This is a genomic window from Lentzea terrae, assembly GCF_003265345.1.
In the GTDB taxonomy this organism is placed as follows: domain Bacteria; phylum Actinomycetota; class Actinomycetes; order Mycobacteriales; family Pseudonocardiaceae; genus Lentzea; species Lentzea terrae.
In genome coordinates this window covers 631,441-648,098 of sequence record NZ_QFWW01000020.1, presented here as the reverse complement: position 1 = coordinate 648,098, position 16,658 = coordinate 631,441, and the positions used below count along the sequence as shown (strand labels likewise).

Here is a 16,658-nt window from a genome sequence, read left to right as displayed (position 1 = left end):
AGTGAGGAACCTTTTGGTGAGCAAGCAGCTCAGCGGGGATCTGGCCCGCGCGGATTCACTGGCGCGCGAGATCTTCTCGGACATCGCGAACAAGTGGGCGTTGCTGATCATCGAGACGATCGGCGACTCGACGAAGCGGTTCACCGAGCTGAAGGTCGAGGTCGACGGGATCAGCCACAAGATGCTGACCCAGAACCTGCGGCTTTTGGAGCGCAACGGGCTGGTGGTGCGCGATGTGCATCCGACCGTTCCGCCGCGGGTCGAGTACACGCTCACCGAGCCTGGACAGGCGTTGCGGGCGACGGTGGACGCGATGTGCGACTGGACCACGCGCTACTTGAGCGAGATCGAGGAGGCCCGCAGTCGCTTCGGCGCCTAATCACGTTGCTCGGCGACCTGCCGCAGCATCGACAGGGCTTCTTCGTCCGCCTCGCAAGCGTCCGCGGTCCTGCTCTCGAGATAGGCGAAGGCGAAGCGTCCGATGTCGGACGGATTGCATTGCTGCTGGAACCGGTTGATCAACTTCAGCATGATCTGCGCCCCGACCTCGTCACTGGCGACCGAGACGATGTCCTGGAGTGAACCGAGCAGTGACGGGTCGAGGGTGGGCTCAGTCGTGCGGGGTTCGGACAGGTACTCGAAAACCTCGACCGGCAAGAAGGAGATGTTTTCGGCGTGCGGTGCCGCGGCTTCTTCCACCAGTTCGGCGAAGGCGCGGAACTGGTCGTCGATCCGGCTGTCGCCGGAGTTCAGCGTCTTCCACAGCAACGCCAGTGATGCAGTCGCGGCGAGCGGGTCTGCCTGGAACAGCGCGCGCAGCTCAGCGTTCGGGAGAACGTCGCGTGCGGCCAGGTCAGGGTGCGCGCACATGATCGAGATCAGTTCGAACGCCGGCGTTGACGAGTGCTGGTAGTTGGCAGGCGTGTGCGGACCGAAGTCGATCAGTGCGCGCTCCACGACACGACGCGGCATTCTAGGTGCTTCTCGGGAGAGCGCCGTCACCGCGATGAATCGCGTTCTGCCGCTCATGCGGGCGCCGTTCTCCGGTGCCGCCAGCAGGTTGGCGAGTGCGTTCACGTCCGAGGGCATGGCGCGACCTGTTCGGCCGGTTCCGGCCACGTTCACGATCCAGTAGGACAGGTTCGAGATCAAGGTCTGGTCCCGCCGATCCTGGCTGACATCATCGGAGTGGAACGGCTCGCCGGCGCGGAGAACTCCTTCGAGGGAAGGATTGCCGGTAAGTCTTGCCTCCCTGAAGAGGTACTGATCAGGTGCGTCCTGGTAGACGATGTGCCAGGTCTCGCCCTTGTCCAGCGTGATCTCTTCGAGGAGCTCGTTCCAGCTTTCGGGATCCAGGCCGGACTTCCACAGGTTGACAGTCGAGCGCCAGCCGGCCAGTGCCGAATCGTCGTGGTGTCCGAACAATCCGTTGATCGGCACGGTCGCGTGTTCCCGCAGCAGCACACGCAAACAGACGAGGTTGGCCGAGTAGGCGGCGATGCGGGAGACAACGGTGATCGGTGCTGGGGCGTAGCCCGGATATGGCGCGTTCAGGGCGCGGTCGTGGAACGATCGGATGAGGTCGTCGAGCACGTCTAGCACGCCGTTCTGTTCGTCAGCCGGCAGTGCGTCGAACAACCCGCCGGCGAACTCGATGATCGGCCGGCGTTTGACGAACACCTGGTGCGAGATCAACGAGTACAGCTCGGGGTCGTCCGGTGGTGCGGTCCGCTGGTTCGGGTTGGACGATCGCCAGCCGCGCCTCGTGACCAGCTCGGTGAGCCTCTTGATCGTCATGTCGGCGATCAGGTACTCGCCGAAGGTGGCGTGGAGGAACTCGTAGGTGCGCCGGTCCGGCTGCGACTCGTCCCTGAACTTCGGTGAGTGGACGAAGAAGAAGTCCTCCACCGTCCGATCGGCGCCCTCCACCGGGGTGTCCAGCGATGTGGTCAGCCGTGGTTCGGGCGTTTCGAAAGCGGCGAGATCCCGGTTGAGCTCGGTCGCAGTCACGTACTGATGCCCGCGGTTGAACATCGCGAAGGCCGCGATGCCCAGCCGCCACCAGCTGTCCGCGACGCGATCCTCGACGGCTTTCTCGGGTAGCGGCGCGCTCTTCTTCCTGACCTGCCGCACCACGAACCGGTCGATGAGACGCCGGTACAGCTCTGCATCGGAGAGGTTCTGGTCGTTGAGCCGCGAGGTGGTGGGATCCGCGGCGTAGATGACCAGCATCAGCAGCAGGAGCGGTTGCCGGGCGAGTTCGAGGTGTGAGCCGAGTGAGTCGCGGCTGACCGGGGTGAATCCGAACGTGGTCGCGTTGGCGTTGTTCCACGCTGCCAGCCACCGGTCGATGCGCTCGTCGTCGAACTCTTCCAGCTTCACGATCGACACGCCGTCGGGGATGCTGGCCCGGTCGGCGACGAGCACCCGCGAGCTGACCACGACTACTGTGGGATGTCCGCCTTTGGCTTGCGTGGCCTGGAACTCCTGCACCAGCCGCAGATACGTCGACTGGTGCACGCCGCTGGCTTGGATCAGTTCGTCCAGGCCGTCCAGCAGGATCACGGGTGTGACGCCCTTTTCGCATTCAGCGGCCACTTGGCCCCACTCGACTCGCTTGTGCAGGGTCTCGTACAGCGCCGTGGCAATCTGTTCGTGGACGCGATCCCCCGCACGTACCGCGCGGAGTTGCACCCGGACCACCGCGAACTTCTCCGCGGGCAGCCGTGCGGCCATGACCTCCATGAGCAGTGACTTGCCGGCACCCGGATTTCCCAGCACCAGCAGCGGAAGCTTCGTGCTTTCGTCGTCGGCCAGGTACGCCGCGAGGAAAGGGTTGAGGTCCTGGCGAGGGTTGGTGTTTTTCCTCCACCAGCCGTGGGAGGCCGGACGCGTCTCGCCTTCGCGGTAGATCGTGTGCCGGTAGCCCGGTGTCACGAACCCGTCCTCAACGGTCGGGAACACCGCGTCGATGGACGACGTGTCGCTGTACGGCCTGAGCAGTGTTTCGCTCAGGATCGCCTTGGCATGAGTGCTGAGCTCCCCGCGGTACTCATGGCGCGGGGTCGGCTTGCCGGCGGACAGCAGTGACAGCAGGCGGGAGAACAGTTCCAGCGACTCGGTTCGGGTGTCGGCGAGTGTCGCCCGGGTTGCGGCGTGTTCTCCGAGCATGAACCAGATCTCGAACTCGGGGACCGTCGCGGCGAGGCGGACGTACTGGTCGGTGTACGAGGCGCGCGCTCGGTCCTTCACTGCTTGGGTGAACTCGACGGTCTCCAGGCGTCGCGGAGCTGCCGCGAGCCCGGTGACGATGAACTGGCAGACGTCCAGGGTCGCCCGGCCGAAGAAGGTGTCGAGGTCGCCGTTCAGGTTCTCGTGGAAGCCGCGGGTGGGGCCTGGCGCGGGCACGTCGATAGACGTCAGGCCGGGCAGGGCGGAGGCTTCCTTCTTCTTGTCCGGCGGCGCGACGTTGAAGATGCGGAACTTCTCGCGGTCGGTGATCTCGAGCGCGGCGAAGTCCTTCTTGCCGATCTCCTCGCGGTAGGCGTCGAAGACCGCGGTGACGGCGATGATCGTGTGCGCTGCGGCGATGAGTTCCTGGCGGTACTTGCCGGACAGGCCGGTGAGCTTGTCGGTGACGCCGTCGAGGATCTTGCGCACGCAGGCGGTGGCCTCGTTCTTGGGGTCCACGAGGTCGAGGACGTTCGGCTCGATCGCGCCGCCCACGAGGATGCCGACGCCGAGGAAGGTGTCGGTCGCGTCGAGCCACGGTCGGTCGTACTTGCCCAGGACCCTAAGTGCGCCTTCGTAGGAGAACAGGGCTGGGCGCGACATCCGTTACCTCCGCTGGGCGACTGGAACGCCTATCGCCAGGCATGTGGCAGGGGTTACATCCAAACGATGTGGTCACTCATCTTGATAGTCACTAATAGGTGACTATATGGTGGAGGCATGAGCGAGCAGAAGATCGTGGCTGTGGTGGGCGCTACCGGTGTGCAGGGCGGTGCGGTGGCGCGGGCGTTGCTGGCCGACGGGGAGTTCGCGGTGCGCGCGCTCACCCGCTCGGTCGACTCGGCCGGCGCGAAGGCCTTGGCGGAGTTGGGGGCCGAGGTCGTGGCGGCGGACCTCTACGACGCAGACAGCCTGCGGAAGGCGTTCGACGGGGCGTACGGGGCTTACCTGGTGACGCCGTTCTTCACGCATCTGTCGGCGGCCAAGGAGCTGGAGGAGGTCGGCAACCTCGTCGAGGCGGCTGAGGGGCTGCGGCACGTCGTGTGGTCGACGTTGGAGGACACCCGCGAGGTCATCTCGTTGGACGACGATCGGATGCCGACGTTGGACGAGAAGTACAAGGTGCCGCACTTCGACGTGAAGGGTGGCGAGGCGGACGCGTTGTTCGAGGAAGCCGGGCTGCCAACGACGTATGTGCGGATGTCGTTCTACTGGAACAACTTGCTGCGTGACCTGGCGCCGCGTCGTGGTGCGGACGGTGTGCTCAGGCTGTCGTTGCCGATGGGGGAGAGCAAGATCTCCGGGATCGCCGGCGAGGACATCGGCAAGGCGGTGGTGAGCGTGTTCAAGCGGCCGTCGGAGACCATCGGGCACACGATCGGGCTGGGTGCCGAGCACCTCACCGGGGACGAGGTGGCGCGGGTGTTCGGCGAGGTGCTCGGGGAGGCTGTCGAGTACGAGCCCATGTCGCACAACGACTTCCGGGCGCTCGGGTTCCCGGCGGCGGTGGAGCTGGGCAACATGTTCCAGTACTACGCGGAGTTCCCCGAGCACATCCTGAGCCGCCGGGACGCCGCGCTGACCCGGGAGATCGTGCCGAGCTGGTTGTCGCTCAAGGACTTTCTCGCGGCGCACCGCGCGGAGATCACGGTCGGCTAGCGATCTCCGCGAAGACCTCCTTGAACGCCGCGAACCGCTCGCGGCCGACCTGGCGGGCGAACCCGGTCTCGATGTCCTTGATGATCCTCGCTGCCTGGACCATCTGGTCGCGGCCCAGTTCGGTGGGCACGACCAGTTTCGCCCGCCGGTCCGCCGGGTCTGGCCGGCGGGCGACGTAGCCGAGGCGCTCCAGCTCGTCGATCAGGGTGCCCACGACCTGCTTGTGCTGGCCGGAGCGCTCGGACAGCTCGCTCGCGCGGGTGCCGTCGGCGGAGATGTAGGCCATGATCGCGCCGTGGCGTGGGCGCAGGTGCTCGTGGCCGACCTCGGCGAGGCGGGTGAAGAGTTCCTTCTGGAAGGCCGAGAGCAGGTGCGCGGAGAGCACGCCGACGTCTGACATGCCCTGCATGGTAGCCCGTCCGGACCTCAGTCCGAAGAGGACTGAACGGGGAGCGGCGTGTGTTGGAAGTCGGAGATGCGTTGCACCACCTGCACGACGAAGAACGCGGCCACGGCACCGGCGATCGCGGAGAGGAGCGAGAGGATCGCGACGTTGCGGAACGAGTCGGTCGTCATCACGTCGCCGCTGTAGGAGCGCAGGTAGGCGCGTTCGAGGAGCCACATCAGGACGAACGCGGTCCACCACAGCGTGGTCAGCCTGTTCTTCGCCCGTTGCTGCAACGGCACGCCCTGCTGCGCGGGGTCACTGGCGCGCCAGATGTCGTCGATGACCTGCTTGGGGAACCAGAAGTTCACGACCGGGACGAACCAGCCCAGCCACACCCACACGCGGCTGCGGCGGTGCTCGTTCGCGGGAGTCAGGCGCTCGGCGTTGATGCGCGCGCTGTACACCCACATGATGAACACGACGCCGGTCACCAGCAGCAGCAACGCAAGCGGCGTGTTGACCACGACGCTGAGCTTGTCGGCCGAGTCGAGCTCTTGCGCGGACGCGGTGCCGTTTCGGTAGTCCCGCACGGCCGTGTAGGTCACCCAGTCGACCGCGGCGGCCGCAATGCTGCCGACCGCGACGAGGCCGACGAGAACGGACGCCGCGAGACCTAACCCGCGCACGGGTCGGAAGTGCTCCATGATTTCCCCCAGGAAGTAGTCGATCCAGCGTAGGGATCGCCGCTGTACAGCGACTAGACGCGGTTCGGGGGGAGATTGTTGAGTGGCCCGCCTGGGATCGGCGGGCCACTCGGAACGTCAGCTCTGCGGCTCGTACAGGCTGAACGCCGTGCCCTGGTCGTCCCAGCAGTGGGCGATGCGGCCGACGTCCGGCACGGTCTGCACGTCGTCGTGCTTGCCGCCGAGCTCGGCGACCTTGCGCACGGACGCGTCGATGTCCGTGCTGTGGAAGTAGATGCGCGGCTGGGTGAGCTGGGCGTCCTTGACGGCGATCGCGCCCGCCGCGCCGTTGGTGACCACGTGGTAGTCCTCGCCCATCGGGCTCGTCTCCCAGCCGAACACGCCGGCGAAGAACGCCCGTGCCCGCGCCGTGTCCTCTGCGGGCAGCTCGAACCAGTTGACCTGTCCGGACATCTCGATCGCTCCTTCGGTTGTCGTGCCTGTGAGCGAAGGACGAGCGAGCACGGCGGAACTCGACATCAGTCTCCGAGAATTTTCCGAGCGCTTTCGTAGTGGTCCAGAGCAGCGCCAACGGCGGCTGCGACGGTCACTTCGAAGATCTCGTCCTCGGTGTGGTTCTGCTTCAAACCGGCGATGTCGTCGTCGGTGATGCGGTAGGAGGCCGTGCGAACCGTTGCCGCGTAATTGCCCCAGGCGTCACCGGTCGCAGCGGCTTGGCGGAGTTCCGGAGATGTGTGCGCAGGGGCTTCCAGCACTGCGCGGCGGAGCTCGGCGAGGGTGCCTTCGCCCGGACCGGTGAGGAAGCGCGGGAAGCGGTAGCCGAACCGGTGCAGCGAGCGGGTTCCCGACTCGAGCTGGCCGGGCAGCAGCTGGAAGTCGAACGTGTTGGCGAGCCGGTTCACCACCTGGAAGATGAGGTCGACGTTGAGCGCGTCCACCGCCGCTTCGCGCGGCAGGTCCGGCGGTGTCAGGTCGCCGAGAAAGGCCTCTGCGGCCAGGAGTTCCGGCCGCAGCGGTGCGGGATCGCCGGCGAGCTGGATCAGCTCGGTGTGCGTGACGACGCAGAACGGGCACCGCAGGCGTTCGGAGGTGGCCTTCGCCAGGTGCTCGCGTTCGCCGGCCGTCCAGAACGACGGCCCGCGCATCGCCTTCGCCGTCAGGTCCAGGAACACCGCGCCGAAGAAGTCCGGGCGGTACAACAGGGTTTTGGGCACGTCCGACATCGGCACCCGCGACACCAGCTGCGTGAAGCCGAAGAACAGGCGGGCGGGCAGGCGGTGGTCGCGGTCGAGGACCGTGAGACGCATCAGGGAACCTCCAGGGAACGCAGGCGTCCGGCGAGGAACCGGCGATCGGCAGGGCTGACCGCCAGCTCGTGGGCGAGCCGGTACGCGGCAACGGCTTCGTCGCGCCGGTCCAGGCGGCGCAGCAGGTCGGCGCGGGCGGAGTGCAGCAGGTGGTAGTCGTCCAGCCCGGTGATGCCGTCGATCAGCTTGAGCCCTGCCTCGGGTCCGTCGGTCATCGCGACGGCGACGGCGTGGTTGAGCTCGACCACCGGAGTCGGTGCGGTGGCGAGGAGTTCGGCGTAGAGGGCGGCGACGCGCGTCCAGTCGACCGGGTCTTGCACATGCAGGGCGGCGATGGCGGCGTGCAGCACGTACGGGCCGGGTGCGCCGAACCGCAGCGCGCGGTCGAGCAACGTCATGCCCTCGGAGATCTCGTCGACGTTCCACAACGTGCGGTCTTGGTCTTCCAGCAGCACGACGTCGCCGTTGGTCGTCATGCGGGCGGCGCTGCGCGAGTTGTGCAGCAGCAGCAACGCCACGAGCCCGTGCGCTTCAGGTTCGTCGGGCATGAGGGTGGCGACGAGCTTGCCCAGTCGCAGTGCTTCCTGGCGCAGATCGGCGTCCGCGGTCGTGTAGCCCCTGGTGAAGATCAGGTAGATGACCGCGAGGACGCCCTGCAGCCGTTCGGGCAGCAGGTGGTCGGCCGGCACCTCGAAGGTGATGCCGGCGTCGCGGATCTTGCGCTTGGCCCGGACCAGGCGTTGAGCGAGCGCGGGCTCGGCGACGAGGAACGTCCGCGCGATCTGCGCTGCCGTGAATCCCGCCACCGCTTGCAGTGTTAGCGCTAACCGCGCCTCTTCGTTGAGGGCGGGGTGGCAGCAGGTGAAGATCAGGCTGAGCCGTTCGTCGCCCAGGTCGGCGAGCTGTTTGTCGGTCATCGTGACCGGCTCTGGCGGCGCCGGGAGCTTGGTGCGGGCCATCTGGGCGTGCCGGAGCCGGTCGAGCGCGCGGTTGCGGGCGACCGTGAGCAGCCAGGCGAACGGGTCGTCCGGCACTTGTGAACGTGGCCATTTGCGCAACGCCTGCGAACACGCTTCCTGCAGCGCGTCCTCGGCCAGCTCGAAGTCGCCGAGCGCCCGCACGAGTGCCGCGAGCATCCGGGACCGGTGCTCGCGGTACACCCGTTCGACCGCGGCCGAGGCGAGGTCGCTCATTCCAGTCCGTGGTTCAGGCCGGGGATGCGGTCGACCGGGCGCACCTCGACCGTGCTGCCGTACTGTGCCTGCGGGCACATCTCGGCGAGCTCCAGTGCCTCGTCGAGGTCACGGCAGTTGAGCAGGTAGTACCCGCCGAGGTGCTCGTGCGTCTCGGCGAACGGCCCGTCCGTGAGCATCGCCTTGCCCTCTTTCACGCGCACGGTCGTGGCGGTGCTGACGGGCTTCAGCGGATGCCCGGCCACGTAGACGCCCCGGCGGCGGCACTCGTCGGCGAACGCGTTGACCCGCCCGAGGAGCTCGTCGAACCGCGGATCGCCGGGCTTGGGCCGGTCCTCGCAGTTGTAGATCAAAAACATGTAGTGCATGCGTGTCCTCCAGTCGTCGTTCCGAGGACGAACGAGGCCTCTGGAACTCGACATTCGAGCACGCCCGGTTTCTCACGGCGCGGCGAGTGCCTCCGCGGGGGTGAGCCGCGCCGCCCGGACCGCCGGGTAGACGCCCGCGATCACGCCGGTCAGGACGGCCGCTGCAAGGCCTGCCGCGACCGTGCCGAGCGGGATCACCGCAGGCCAGGCGTGTGCGGCGGCGTATCCGGCTGTTGCGGCTGCTCCTAGCGTCACGCCCGCGACACCGCCGAGCAGGCACAGCACGACCGACTCGGTCAGGAACTGGGTCCTGACCTGGCCGCGGTTGGCGCCCAGCGCTCGTCTCAGACCGATCTCGCGTTTGCGTTCCAGCACGGAGATCACCATCGTGTTCGCGACCCCGATGCCGCCGACCAGCAGCGCTACCGCGGCCAGGCCGAGCATCAGCGCGGAGAACGTGTTCTCGGTGAGGCGTTTGGCCGTCAGGGCGTCAGACGGGCGGCTGACCCGGACCTGGCTCGGGTTCTGCGGGTGGACGGTCGGGGGCAGGACTGCTCTGACGTCGCCGATCGCTGCCTCTTGGGCCCTCAGGTAGAGCACGGTGGGGCGGTCGTCGAAGCCCACGTCTTTGGCGGCGTTCCAGCCGATGAGTGCGGATCGTTCGATCTCCGGGGCCAGCGGGAGCGGGGCGAGGATGCCGATCACCGTGAACCAGGTGTCGTTGACGCGGACCTGGGTGTCGGGGGCGGTGATGCCGAGGCGGGTCGCGGCGATGTTGCCGAGCACGACTGTCGGGAAGTTTTCGGTGGCCTGGTTGAGGAAGGCTCCCAGGCGGACCCGGCCGTTGAGGGTGTCGAGGAGGTTCAGCTTGGTCGCGAGGACGGTCAGGCCGGACGTTTCGGCGTCCGGGATGCGGTCGGAGCGGCGGACCACGGCGTGGGTGTTGGCCACCGCGCTGACTTTCTCGGTGGGGCCGATGCGTTCGGCCATCGCGAGCGAGTCGGGTGGGAGAGAGGCGGGTTCGTCGTTGGTGCCGGTGGCCGCTTCGGCTCTGAGGAGGTTGGTGCCGAGGGCGGCGAACTCCTCCATCAGGGCGGTGCGGCTGGAAGCTGGGATGCCGGTGACCACGACCAGGGTGGCGATGCCGATGGAGATGCCCAGGGCGGAGAGGACGGCTCTGAGGGGGCGGGTGCGGAGCGCGGACAGGCCCAGGAGGAGAAGATCGGTGGGGCTCAGCCGCGCGGGTTTGACGTGCTCGCGGTCGGCTTCAGCCGGGTGCGGCAGCCGCGTGGTGGTCACGCCGGCACCTCCGCCCGGATGCGGCCGTCCCTGATCTCCACCTGGCGCGGCAGTCGAGCCGCCACCTCCCGGTCGTGCGTGATCACCGCGAGCGTCGTCCCCTCGCGGTGCAGGTCCAGCAACAGGTCCAGCACCGCCGTCCCGGTCGCGGTGTCCAACGCGCCGGTCGGCTCGTCGGCCAGCAGCAGGGCGGGGCGGTTCACCACCGCGCGGGCGATTGCGACGCGCTGGCGTTCGCCGCCTGACAGTTCGTGTGGCCGGTGCTTCAGGCGGTGGCCCAGTCCCACTCGCTCCAACGCTTCTGCTGCCATCGCCGTGCGCCGTTTGCGTGGTGTGCCCGCGTAGAGCAGGCCGGTTGCCACGTTGTCCAGTGCGGTCAGTCCGTCTGCCAGGTGGAACTGCTGGAACACGAACCCGATCCGGCGACCGCGCAACGCCGACAGTTGGCGGTCGGAGAGGGTTGCGATGTCGTGGCCGTCCAGCAGCAGCGTGCCGGTGGACGGGCGGTCCAGCGTGCCCAGCAGATTGAGCAGCGTCGACTTGCCCGAGCCGGACGGGCCGACGATCGCTACGGCTTCGCCTGCGTGCAGGGTCAGGGAGACGCCGTCGAGGGCGCGGATGCCGCCGGCGTACTCCTTGACGGCGTCGACAAGCTCCAGGACTGGTGTCATGACGTCGTCACCACCTGCATGCCTTCAACAACCCCACCGCCACTGATCTCGACCAGGCCGCCGGCGAACAGGCCGGTCTTCACCGGGACGAGTTGGCCGGCGGCGGTTTGGACGGCGTAGCCGCCTTCGCGTAGTGCCAGGAGAGCGGTCACGGGGACGGCCAGGACGCCTTGGCGGGCCGTGCTGGTCAGGCGGACGCGGACCGGGCCCGAGTCGAACGAGCCGGCTTCGGTGTCGAGGCCGATGTCGACGGCGATCGTCGGGGTTTCCTCGCCGTTGGCGTTCTTCTCGGCCTTGACGTCCGTGCTGACGGATCGCACGGTGCCGGCGGTCTCGGCGCCGTTGGGGAGGACGACTGCGACTCGAAGGTCCTTTTTGAACACTTCGGCCTGGCGGGCGTCGGCTGAAGCGGCGACGGCCTTGTCCGTGGCGGTGACGGTCAGCAGTGGGCCCTCGCCTGGTGCCGCGAGCTTCGCGGTGACGGACTCGATGCGGACTTTTCCGGGCAGGACAACGACATCGCCCGGCTCGATCACGCCGCTGGCATCGACCTCGTCGGCCTTTTGCCAGCGCTTCACCGCGTCGATCGTGGCGGGCGTGAGTTCGTCCGGAGCACCGCCGAGTTCGTAGCCGAGCGCTGCCAGGTTGTCCTTCACGAGCTTCACGTCCGGGCCCTTCACGCCCGCGGCGTCGAGCTTGCGCCACAACGGGGTGTCGCCGAAGAACAGCCACACCGGACGATTGTCCACTTTGTACAGAGCTTGGCCGCGGTCGATGGCGGCACCTGGGGCGGGCAAGAACGTCAGGGTGCCTGGGCGGCGGCCGGTGACCTGTTGGGAGGCGCCGAAGCCGAGGGTGGCCTTGAACTCGCGGACGTCGGTCAGGTCGGTCTTCACCACCGCGACGGTCCGGGGTGCCGGAGGTGGGGAGGACTGGGCAGGGGCGCGACGGGTCAATGTCAGCGCTAACACGCCGCTGACCAGGGCCAGTGCGACCACCGCTGCGATGATCCAGGTCTTCACCTGTGCCCTCCGCCGAAGACCTCCTGCTCGCACTCCTGCTCGATCTTCTGGCGCTCGTCGGGCGGCAGGGTCTGCTCGCCGTCGTAGGTCCAGCTGCCGGGCTCGGTCTCGATCACCTTCATGCCGCGGCTGTTGAGGCACTGGACGTTCTTGTGCCAGTTGTCCTTGAACGTCGGGTTGCTCGAGTCCATCTCCCACGGCGGCAGCGGCCACTTCTTCGCGCAGGCCTTCCACGCCTCGTCGCTGTACTGGCGGCGACCGGCCGGGCCGGCACCGGTGCCGGTGGCGTTGGGGTCCTTCTCGGCGAGGCAGGCGGTGTGCGCGTCGTACAGGCGCTTCTTCTCCTCCTCGGTCATGTCCATGCGCAGGCGTGGCTGCTCGGCGTCTGTCGGGACTGCGGCCGACGAAGGTGGTGCGGACGACTGGAGCGAAGCGACGTTGGAAGCAGGCGCGGCTTGGCCGCACGCGGAGAGCAGCAGCACGGCAGCGCCGATCAACAGTCTGGGGTTCATGGCGGCGATGCTGCCGAGCGGTTGTGCGGAAGATGTGCGCTCAGCGTGTTGGGTTCTTCTGGCTGGGGAGCGTGATCGTGAACGTGGTGCCGCTCCCGACGGTGCTGTCGACGGTGATCGTGCCGCCGTGAGCGCTCACCAGGGCGTGCACGATCGCCAGGCCCAGCCCGCTGCCGCCGGTGTCGCGGGTGCGGGAGCGATCAGCGCGCCAGAACCGGTCGAACACGTGCGGCAGGTCTGCAGCCGCGATCCCGGAACCGGTGTCGTTCACGGTGATCCGCCGACCGTCCGTCCACAAGCGAACTGTGCCGTCGGACGGCGTGTAGCGCAGCGCGTTCGTGACCAGGTTGGTGAGAATTTGGCGCAGGCGAACGGGATCCGCGTGCACCACGCCGTCGCCCGAAGCGATCAGCGACGGATGCGCGGCGACGAGTTGGTCGAACAACTCGCGCAAGTCGACCGGCGAGAGGTGGAGCCGCAGTTCGCCGGCGTCGGCGAGGGCGAGGTCCTGGAGGTCGTCGATGAGGTGCTGCAACACCAAGGCCTCGTCGAGCAGTGCGGTCAACGTGGTGCGGTCTAGCTCGACGACGCCGTCGCGCGCGCCTTCGAGCCAGCTGCGGATCGTGCCGAGCGGGTTGCGCAACTCGTGGGAGATGTCGCTGGTCATGGCCTTGCGCTGAGCGTCGGTGCGGGCGCGGTGCGCGGCCATGTCGTTGAACGCCCGCGCGAGCTGGCCGATCTCGCTGCGGGACCGGATGTCGACCTGGGCGTCGGCGCCGTGCTGCATGCGTTCGGCAGCGGCGGTGAGCGTGCGCAACGGCCTGGTCATCCGCAGGGCCACGACCACGCTGACGCCGACGGTCAAGACCAGCACGATCGCAGCGACCAGCACGACCCGGCCCACGTCGAACCGGACGACGGTCGCCTGGGTGGTCCGGCCGGCGGCGTCGGTGACGAACAGCAGCGCGGGCGGAGCGACATGAGGCTGCAGCTGGGTGCGGCGGGCGCCGGCAAGGCATTCGGCATCGGACGAGGTGGGCTGCCAGGACGCGTTCATCGTGATCCGCTCGGCTGGCAGACCGCGTTGCCGCAGGCAGTCGTCGACGAGGTCAGCCAGCTGGTTGAACGCGGCGGACTCGGTGCTGGTGAGCGTGCTCAACCGCTCTTCGGCAGCGATGCAGCCCGCGGTCGTCGGTCCGGGCGAGATTCTGTTCACGCTCACAATCGGGCGGCCCCAAGGGGTTGTGCGCATTTCCTCGACGGCTGCCGGACCGATGCACCGGAGCGTGTAGAGCTGCCAGTCCTCCGCAAGGCTGCCCTTCTCCCGGTCGCTGAGCCGGAACGGGCCGGCGAGCCGCGGGTCGATCCGGTCGGCCGGCGCGTCCTGGGCCTGGACCAGGTCGAGCTCCAGCGGGTTGATCACCGCGGACGGGACGGCCGGCAGCTGGCTCGGGTCGAGGTTCGTGCCGGTGTCGGCGATGACCTTGCGGTCGGGCGTGGTGAGGATCAGGCGGCGGTTGCTGGGCGGCAGCGTGACGCCGTCCCAGGCACGGTGCTCGACGGCGAACGTGATCAGCGCGCGGTAGGTGGCGGCGTCACCGGCCAGCGCGGCGCCGAGCTCCTGCTTGATCGACGTGGACGTGCTCTGCGCGGCGAGCCAGGCGGTCGCGGTGATCGAGCAGATGGCGACGAGCACCGACGCGGCCAGCAGCCGTGCCAGGACGCTATGCACCGGAACCGTCCACCAGCTTGTAGCCGACGCCGTGCACGGTCAGCAGGTAGGCGGGTCTGCGCGGCTGGGCTTCGATCTTCTTGCGCAGGTTCATGACGTGCGCGTCGATGGTGCGTTCGGTGATGTAGCCGTCCAGCCCGTGCACGGCGCTGAGCAGCTGCCCGCGGCTGAACACCCGGCCGGGGCTCGCCGCCATGGTGTGCAGGATCCGGAACTCCGACGCGGTGCACTCGACGCCTTCACCGCGCACGCTCACCTCGTACCGGTCGGGGTCGATCTCGAGGTCGCCGAGCGCGATGCTCATGGCGGCGGCGGTGCGATGCACGCGCCTGAGCAGCGTGCGCACCCTGGCCATCAGCTCGCGCGGGCTGTACGGCTTGGTGACGTAGTCGTCGGCGCCAAGGTCGAGGCCGTGCAGCAGATCGTCCTCTGTGGACTTGGCGGTGAGCATGAGGACCGGGAGGTTGGACTCGTTGCGCAGCACCCGCACCACGTTCAGGCCGTCCACACCGGGCATCATCACGTCGAGGATCAGCAGGTCGGGCGGGTTGCGGCGGACCTCGTCGAGCGCGGCCCGTCCGTCGTGGACGATCCGCACCTGGTAGCCCTCCTGGCGCAGGTATCTCCCGAGCATGTCGGCCTGCATCACGTTGTCCTCGGCCACCAGCACGCACCTGCCCATGCGTCGCAACATAGTCACTCGCGCGGCCGCGGCACGGGATGCGGACTCCATCCGCACAAGATCCTCACAACTGGCTGCCACGGTCTGCCGCATGCGAATACTCGGCGTGGTTGTCCTGCTGTTGCTCGGAGTGCCGGGCGTGGCGGCAGCGTCCTCCGGCGACGTTGTTGTGCACGATCTCAACCCCGACGGCGTCGCGGCCTACTGGACGGCGGAGCGGATCGCGGCGATGCCGACCGGACCCTCGACACCGGGTGTGCCGCCCGTTGACGGTCCAGACGGTGCGCCTGCGCCGATCAGCAAGACCATCGGGCGGCTGTTCTTCGTCGATCGCGACGGAGAGGACGCGAGCTGCACCGCCACCGTGGTGGTGAGCGCTAACAGGCGCACCGCGGTGACCGGCGGGCATTGCGTGCACACGGCGAACCTCATCGGCCAGGACCCGCGGTGGCACACGAAGCTGTTCTTCGTGCCGGGATTCCGGGACGGCACGCGGCCGTTCGGCGAGTTCGTGGTGCGCAAGGTCGTGGTGCACCGGACGTGGCTCACTGACGACCAGCAGAGCGAGTACGACCAGGCGTTCCTGGTGCTGGACCGGTCGTCCGACGTGAGCGAGAACATCGCGTTCGGCAGGCCGGGTGATCGTCCGGCGCACGAGTACGGGTACCCGCGGGCGGCCGGTCAGCCGGCGCATCAGGGCAGGCCGGAGTTCACCGGTCAGCGGCTCGCGCAGTGCTGGGGCACGCCGGCGCGCAATCCCGGGCATCCCGAGTTCCCCGAGGACAACATGTGGGGCGTCCCGTGCGACATGGGCGGCGGGTCCAGTGGCGGCCCGCGGATCAGCGGCGATGCGGTGGTGGGCGTGAACATCCAGAGCTTCCACCTGGACGCGGCCGGCCGGTGGGTTCCGCCGGGCGAGGGCGTGCGACACCTCGGGGGACCGCAGTTCAGCTGGAAGGCAACCGCGCCGCTGTACCTGCGGGCCCAGCGGGCCTGAGGTCGGCCGCGATCGCCGCCACCACCTCGTAGCTGCGCCGACGGTCCGCGTGGTGGTAGATCGGCGTGGTGATCATCAGCTCCTCGGTGCCGGTCTCGTCGAGCACCGCCTGGAGCCGACGCGTGATCGCCGCCGGCCCGCCGACCAGCACGCGGCCGTCGTCGGGGTTGGGGTGCGCGGCCGCGTCCTCCGGGCTGGGCAACAGGATCCGGTTGCCTTCCGCGCGGCTGCGCACCTTCGTCCGGATCGGCCCGGCCAGCCACTCGGCCCGCTCGTCGGAGTCCGCGGCGATCACCGAGACGCTCACCAGATCGGCCTTGCACGTCTGGTCCGGGCTGAGATGCCGCGCGAACGCGAACGGCATCCCCAAAGAAGCAGCCAGTTCAGCGGTGCTGGGCGACGAGCCGAGCAACCACAGCTCCGGCACGTTGCCGCCCTTCACCGGCACCGCAACGGTGTCCGCCGGATCGAGCAACGCCTGTAGCTCTTCCAGCTGCGTTCGGTACGGCGCCGAAGTGCGGCGCAACGAAGACACGACCCCAGGCGTTCCACCTGGCGCCCGCCCCACCCCAAGATCGATCCGGTCAGGATGCAGCGCCGCGAGCGTGCCGAACTGCTCGGCCACCACGAGCGGCGGGTGGTTCGGCAGCAGCACGCCACCGGAACCGATGCGCAGGCGCGATGTGAGCGTTGCCAGGTGGCCGACGAGCACGGCCGGTGCGGAGCTGGCGACCCCGCGCATGCCGTGGTGCTCCGGCACCCAGTACCGGTGAAACCCCAGCTCTTCCGCCAGCTCCGCGAGATCCGCCGTGTTGTGCAGCGCCTCTCGCGGTGTCGAGCCCTGGACGATCGGCGAGGTGTCCAGCACCGACAAGCGAATCCCCATGCCGCAA

Annotated in this window: 17 protein-coding genes; 3 read left to right on the top strand and 14 right to left on the bottom strand. The window is 68.3% G+C overall.

The window, feature by feature from the left end; all coding sequences use genetic code 11:
• The first annotated feature begins 13 nt into the window (after nucleotides 1–13).
• The gene (locus DI276_RS24950; RefSeq protein WP_112267350.1) at nucleotides 14–379 is read left to right on the top strand and encodes a winged helix-turn-helix transcriptional regulator; all 366 of its coding nucleotides are present in this window, start codon (nucleotides 14–16) and stop codon (nucleotides 377–379) included.
• Here DI276_RS24950 and DI276_RS24945 read toward each other — a convergent pair.
• Nucleotides 376–3,834, bottom strand: a complete 3,459-nt coding sequence (locus DI276_RS24945) for an NACHT N-terminal helical domain 7-containing protein (RefSeq protein WP_112267348.1) — start codon at nucleotides 3,832–3,834, stop codon at nucleotides 376–378. The two genes, DI276_RS24950 and DI276_RS24945, sit on opposite strands and share 4 nt — an antisense overlap.
• Nucleotides 3,835–3,951: 117 nt before the next feature.
• Between DI276_RS24945 and DI276_RS24940 the strand changes: the two genes are divergently transcribed.
• The gene (locus DI276_RS24940; RefSeq protein WP_112267346.1) at nucleotides 3,952–4,890 is read left to right on the top strand and encodes an NmrA/HSCARG family protein; all 939 of its coding nucleotides are present in this window, start codon (nucleotides 3,952–3,954) and stop codon (nucleotides 4,888–4,890) included.
• Here the strand turns inward: DI276_RS24940 and DI276_RS24935 are convergent.
• The 12 genes from DI276_RS24935 to DI276_RS24885 all read right to left on the bottom strand — a co-directional run bounded on the left by DI276_RS24935 (nucleotide 4,877) and on the right by DI276_RS24885 (nucleotide 14,768).
• The gene (locus tag DI276_RS24935) at nucleotides 4,877–5,290 is read right to left on the bottom strand and encodes a MarR family winged helix-turn-helix transcriptional regulator (protein WP_269814297.1); all 414 of its coding nucleotides are present in this window, start codon (nucleotides 5,288–5,290) and stop codon (nucleotides 4,877–4,879) included. The two genes, DI276_RS24940 and DI276_RS24935, sit on opposite strands and share 14 nt — an antisense overlap.
• A gap of 26 nt (nucleotides 5,291–5,316) precedes the next feature.
• Nucleotides 5,317–5,982: a DUF4328 domain-containing protein gene (locus tag DI276_RS24930; RefSeq protein ID WP_112267342.1), complete on the bottom strand. Its 666-nt coding sequence runs from the start codon at nucleotides 5,980–5,982 to the stop codon at nucleotides 5,317–5,319.
• 117 nt (nucleotides 5,983–6,099) lie between these two features.
• On the bottom strand, nucleotides 6,100–6,435 hold the full coding sequence (locus DI276_RS24925; protein WP_112267717.1) for a VOC family protein: 336 nt from the start codon (nucleotides 6,433–6,435) through the stop codon (nucleotides 6,100–6,102).
• Nucleotides 6,436–6,500: 65 nt separating this feature from the next.
• The gene (locus DI276_RS24920; protein WP_112267340.1) at nucleotides 6,501–7,289 is read right to left on the bottom strand and encodes a carboxymuconolactone decarboxylase family protein; all 789 of its coding nucleotides are present in this window, start codon (nucleotides 7,287–7,289) and stop codon (nucleotides 6,501–6,503) included.
• On the bottom strand, nucleotides 7,289–8,482 hold the full coding sequence (locus DI276_RS24915; RefSeq protein ID WP_112267338.1) for an RNA polymerase sigma factor: 1,194 nt from the start codon (nucleotides 8,480–8,482) through the stop codon (nucleotides 7,289–7,291). The genes DI276_RS24920 and DI276_RS24915 overlap by 1 nt, the downstream gene beginning before the upstream one ends.
• Complete coding sequence (locus tag DI276_RS24910) at nucleotides 8,479–8,850, bottom strand: YciI family protein (RefSeq protein ID WP_112267336.1); 372 nt, start codon at nucleotides 8,848–8,850, stop codon at nucleotides 8,479–8,481. The genes DI276_RS24915 and DI276_RS24910 overlap by 4 nt, the downstream gene beginning before the upstream one ends.
• Nucleotides 8,851–8,922: 72 nt before the next feature.
• Nucleotides 8,923–10,149 carry an ABC transporter permease gene (locus DI276_RS24905; RefSeq protein ID WP_232836882.1) on the bottom strand — a complete coding sequence of 409 codons (1,227 nt, stop codon included), beginning with the start codon at nucleotides 10,147–10,149 and terminating at the stop codon, nucleotides 8,923–8,925.
• The gene (locus DI276_RS24900; RefSeq protein ID WP_112267334.1) at nucleotides 10,146–10,820 is read right to left on the bottom strand and encodes an ABC transporter ATP-binding protein; all 675 of its coding nucleotides are present in this window, start codon (nucleotides 10,818–10,820) and stop codon (nucleotides 10,146–10,148) included. The genes DI276_RS24905 and DI276_RS24900 overlap by 4 nt, the downstream gene beginning before the upstream one ends.
• Complete coding sequence (locus DI276_RS24895; RefSeq protein ID WP_157984913.1) at nucleotides 10,817–11,842, bottom strand: peptidoglycan-binding protein; 1,026 nt, start codon at nucleotides 11,840–11,842, stop codon at nucleotides 10,817–10,819. The genes DI276_RS24900 and DI276_RS24895 overlap by 4 nt, the downstream gene beginning before the upstream one ends.
• Nucleotides 11,839–12,354 (bottom strand): hypothetical protein, encoded by a 516-nt coding sequence (locus DI276_RS50185; RefSeq protein ID WP_157984912.1) that lies wholly within the window; start codon nucleotides 12,352–12,354, stop codon nucleotides 11,839–11,841. Before DI276_RS50185 ends, DI276_RS24895 begins: the two co-directional genes overlap by 4 nt.
• 40 nt (nucleotides 12,355–12,394) lie before the next feature.
• Nucleotides 12,395–14,086, bottom strand: coding sequence for a sensor histidine kinase (locus DI276_RS24890; protein ID WP_112267330.1), 1,692 nt, complete (start codon nucleotides 14,084–14,086; stop codon nucleotides 12,395–12,397).
• Nucleotides 14,079–14,768: a response regulator transcription factor gene (locus DI276_RS24885; RefSeq protein WP_112267328.1), complete on the bottom strand. Its 690-nt coding sequence runs from the start codon at nucleotides 14,766–14,768 to the stop codon at nucleotides 14,079–14,081. Before DI276_RS24885 ends, DI276_RS24890 begins: the two co-directional genes overlap by 8 nt.
• A 91-nt stretch (nucleotides 14,769–14,859) precedes the next feature.
• On the opposite strand from DI276_RS24885, the gene DI276_RS24880 reads away from it, so the two are divergent.
• Nucleotides 14,860–15,765, top strand: a complete 906-nt coding sequence (locus DI276_RS24880) for a trypsin-like serine peptidase (RefSeq protein ID WP_232836881.1) — start codon at nucleotides 14,860–14,862, stop codon at nucleotides 15,763–15,765.
• On the opposite strand, the gene DI276_RS24875 is transcribed toward DI276_RS24880, so the two are convergent.
• Complete coding sequence (locus DI276_RS24875; RefSeq protein WP_112267324.1) at nucleotides 15,716–16,651, bottom strand: LLM class flavin-dependent oxidoreductase; 936 nt, start codon at nucleotides 16,649–16,651, stop codon at nucleotides 15,716–15,718. The two genes, DI276_RS24880 and DI276_RS24875, sit on opposite strands and share 50 nt — an antisense overlap.
• Between the last annotated feature and the right edge of the window lie 7 nt (nucleotides 16,652–16,658).